The sequence below is a fragment of the Methylobacterium sp. WL116 genome (assembly GCF_008039455.1).
Classification (GTDB): Bacteria; Pseudomonadota; Alphaproteobacteria; order Rhizobiales; family Beijerinckiaceae; genus Methylobacterium.
The window spans coordinates 1-4,351 of the sequence record NZ_VRUV01000388.1 but is presented as its reverse complement, the minus strand read 5'-3'; the positions used below and the strand labels follow the sequence as shown (position 1 = coordinate 4,351).

Here is a 4,351-nt window from a genome sequence, read left to right as displayed (position 1 = left end):
GCTGCGCCGGAGCCGGGCGCGAAGCCGGAGCGGCACGACCGCCGGCCTCCGCCGTCCGCCGCTGCTCGGCCGCCTGCGGCTGAACCACGTCGACCGCACGGTTCGAGCGGGCGACGAGGGCCGAAAGCTCGTTCAGCGCCTTGATCTGATCGGAGACCACGCGGCGCATCTCGCCGGTGGCGTCCTGGGTCTCCTGCGGCAGCTCCAGCACGCCGCGGGCGAGGTCGGCGCGGGTGGCGTCGAGCTCGGTCCGGATCGCCCCTGCCATCTCGCGCATGCCGGCGACCGATTCGCCGAAGCGGGTCTGTGCCTCCGCGAAAACGGTGCGCATCTCGGCCGAGGCGGCGGCGATGGCGGCGCGGACGGACTCGGCGGTCTTCTCGCCCTCCGCGTCGGCTCCGGTCCGGAGGCCGTCGAAGGCCTCCGAGACACGGGCGCCGGCGGCGCCGGCCGACTGCGTGAGGCTTTCGCCGACGGCGCGAGCGCGCTCCTCGGCGGCGCGCAGCGAACGCTCGATCGACTCGGCGAAGGCCGCGGTCTGGCTCTCCAACGAAGCCGAGCGCTCCTGCAGGCCGGCCAGAGCCGTCTCCATCGCTTCCTCGCGGCCCGACAGGCTGGCGGCGAGCCGGCCCTCGACGCCCTCGAGCGACCCGGCGGCGCGGCCGAGCTCGGCCACATGGGTACGGGACTGCTCGGCCAGGGCGCGGCTGCGGCCGTCGAGGGCCTCGGCCAGGCTCGTGGCCTCGCGCACGGCCCCTTCGGCGACGCCGCGCAGGGCCTCGACCTGGGCCGAGACGCCCTCGCTCGCCGTCCCGGTCTGCGCCGCGACCTCCTGCAGCGCCTCCTGGATCTGCTGGACGCGGTTGGCGAGGCTGCCCTCGATCGCGCCGAGATTGGCGTCGGCACCGGCGACGAGATCCATGAGGGCCGCGTTCGCCGCCTCGATCCGGGCGACCACGCTGCCGAGGTCGCGCCGCAGGCGGTCGTTGACCTCGGACAGGCCTGCGATGGAGCGGGCCGCACCGTTCTCGACCGCGGCGCGCAGCGCTTCGGCCGATTCGCGCGATTGCAGGGTCAGCGCCTCGGTGCGCTCGCGCAGCGCCTCGATCAGGGGCTCGCCGGTCTCGGCGAGCGCCCGCTCGATCGCGGTGCCGCGCTCGGCCAGGGCGCCGGAGAGCTGCAGCACCGGTCCGTCGATCACCGCCTTCAGGCGGTCGATATGGCCCTTCATGGTGTCCGCGACTGTGCGGCCGGTCCCGTCGACGCGCTCGACCAGGGCGCCGCCGCCCTCCTCGATGCCGCGGACGATGGTCTCGGCGCTCTGCGCGAGGCGGCGTGCCAGGGCCTCGCCGCGGGAATCCACCAGCGTGCCGAGCGCGTCGGCGCGGCGTTCGAAGCCGGCGGACAGGGCCTCGGTCCGCTCGTCGAGCAGCGCCGCCATCGCGGCGTTGCGCTCGTCGAGGGTCGCGCCGAGCGCCGCCGTGTGGGCGTGGGCCAAAGCCGCGTGGCTGCGGGCGCGCTCGTCGAGCGCTGCCACCAGGGACGCCATCCGCTCCTCGACGAGGCCGGCGAAGGCGTCGTGGCGGTCGTCGAAGGCCGTGGCGAGCGCGTCGCCGCGCGAGGCCACCAGGGTGGCGAAGGTCTTCATCCGGCTGTCGATGCGCTGGGTGAAGGCCTCGCTGCGGCCGTCGACGCTGACGGTGAGGGCCGTGCCCTGCGCCTCGACGGTCTTGGCGAAAGCATCGGTCCGCGCCTGCAGCAGGTCGGCGAGGTCGGCCATCCGGGCGTCGAAGGCCTCGGTGATCGCCCGGGTGCGGGCCTCGACGTCGCCGCCGAGGGCCGAGGTGCGGCTTTCGAGCAGGTGCTCGATCGTGCTGGTCGCCTCGTCGAAGAGGGCGCGCAGGCCGTCGGTGCGGGCCGCGACCATCCGGGCGAAGTGCTCGGCACGATCCTCGACGGCGCTGCCCAGCGCGTGGCCGCTCTCGTCGAACAGGGAGCGCAGGGTCTGCGTCCGGGTGTCGACGGTCTCGGCCAGCTGACGGCCGCGGCTCTCGACCAGGCCTTCGAGGGCGTCGTGCGCTTCGGCGAAGGCGGTGCGCAGGGCGGACGTGCGCTCGTCCAGCGCCTCGGTGAGCTGGCGCTCGCGGGCGTCGACGAGCTGCGCCAGCGCGGCCGGCGCCTCGTCGAACACCGCGCGCAGCGTCGCGACGCGGGCGTCCACGTTCGTGGCGAGATGATCGCCGCGGCCTTCGACCACCGCATCGAGGGCGGCATGCGCCTGCTCGAACAGGGCGCGCAGCATCTGCGCCCGGGCGTCCACGGTCTTGGCGAACTGCGTCCCGCGGCCGTCGACGAGGTCCGCCAGCGCATGCAGGCGCTCGTCGAACAGGGTTCCCATCGCCTGGGTCCGGTCGTCGAGGGTGCTCGTGGCGTGGCCGAGCGTGGTCGCGATGGTCTCGACCAGCTCGCGGCCGCGGCTGTCGAGGGCGTCGTGGAGCGGGCCCATGCGGCCGTCGAGGCTCGACGACAGGGTCGTGGCGTGCTCGTCGAGCAGGAGGCGGATCTGGTTTGTGCGGGCGTCGAGCAGTTCGTGGACCGTGCGCACGCCCTCGTCGAGCAGGCCGCTGATGTCCGAGGTGCGGGACGAGAGGGTGCGCTCGAGGCGCCCCTCGCCGTCGCCCAGCATGCGCTCCGCGTCGGCGATGGTCTGCTGCAGCTTGGCCAGCACGCTCTCGCCGCGCTGGTCGATGACCTCGCCGAGCGAGGTGCCGCCGCGGTCGAACAGGCGGGCCAGCTCGGTGATGCGGCCGCCGATGGCGCCGAACACCATGCGGCCCTTCTCGTCGAGCTCGTTCGACATCGCGGCGGTGCGCTCGTCGATGAGCTGGCCGAGCAGGTCCGAGCGCTCGGCGAAGGCGCGCCGTACCGTCTCGGTCTGGGTCGCGAGCGCCGCGTCGGCGCTGGTCGCCCGCTCCTCGATCAGGGCGACGAGTTCCTGGACGCGGCCGGCGAGCGCGGCGTCGATGCCGCCGGTCCGCTCCTCAATCGCGCGGGTGAGGTCGGCGACGCGCGCGGCCATCGCCGCGTCGATGCCGCTGGTGCGGCTCTCGATCGTCTCCACGAGGTCGCGGGTCCGGCTGCCGAGTTCCTCGTCGACCGCGCGGGTGCGGCTCTCGATCAGGCGGATCGCCTCGAAGGCCTGGGCACCGAAGCGCTCGTCGACCAGGCGGCTGCGCTCCTCCAGCGCCGCGCCGATCGCCTCGAGGCGGCCGAGCACGCCGGTGTCGAACCGTCCGGCCCCCTCGTCGAGGCGGCGGGCGATCTCCTCGCTGCGGAGCGCGAGGGCGTCGCTGATGGCGACCGCGCGGGACGCGATGTCCTGGCCCAGACCCTCGGTCCGGCTGTCCAGCGCCTGCACGAGGTCGCGGCTGCCCTCGGCCATGATCCGCGCCATCTCGCCGGTGCGACCGACCAGGGCCTCGTTCAGCGCCGTCGCGCGGGTGCCGAGATGCCCGTCGATGTGGGTAACGAGGTTGGCGAAGGTCTCGCCGATCTCGCTCGAACGCTTGGCGGAACGCTCTTCCAGCGCGCCGAGATGGGTCTCGACCGCGTCCTGCGCGTCGCGGGTGCGTTCGGCGATGGATTCGGCGACCGCCTTGCCCTTCACGGAGATGATCCGGTCCATCTCGGCCAGGCTGCAGCCCATGGTCTCGCCGAGCGTGCTCGTGTCGCGGGAGATCTTGTCGGCGAGGATGTCGCCGCGGGCGATGATGTCCTGCAGGGCGGCGAGCCGGCTGCCGATGGTTTCGTCGATCGCCTTGACCCGCACGTCGGCGGTCTCGCCGAAGCTGGCGCCGCTCTGGTGGAGGGCGTCGGCGACGCGCGCGCCCTGCGTCGCGACCGCGAGGACGATGTCGCGTCCGGTCCCGGCGATCCGCGCCTGGGTCTCCTCGGCATGGCTGGCGAGGAGGTCGGTGACGCCGCGGCCGTGCTCGCCGAAGGCCGCCTCGATCGTGCGCATCCGGGCGGACAGCTCCTCGGCGACCTGATCGGCGGCGCGGGCGATGGCGCCTGTGGTCTCGTTCGAGCGCGTCGCGAATTCGGCGTTGAGCGAGCCCATCGCGGTGCGCAGGGCCTCGATCGCCGCCTCGGCACGGCTGCCGAGCTCGCCCCCGGTCTCCTCCGAGGCGGCGCGGATCCGGCCGAGCAGGCCTGTCATGTGCGTCTCGACGGCACCCGTCACCTCGCCGGAGGTCGCGCGCAGCGAGTCCATCGCGGCGTCGACGCGGGCGGCCATCTCGGCGGTCTGGGTCGCCGAGGAGCTGTCCGCCCGGATGCGCACGATCGAGGC

1 pseudogene is annotated in these 4,351 nt (G+C 74.3%); it reads right to left on the bottom strand.

Annotated features, from left to right (window positions below):
- Window positions 1-4,273, bottom strand: a pseudogene (locus tag FV223_RS21085) (hypothetical protein); the annotation flags it as partial.
- Window positions 4,274-4,351 lie beyond the last annotated feature (78 nt).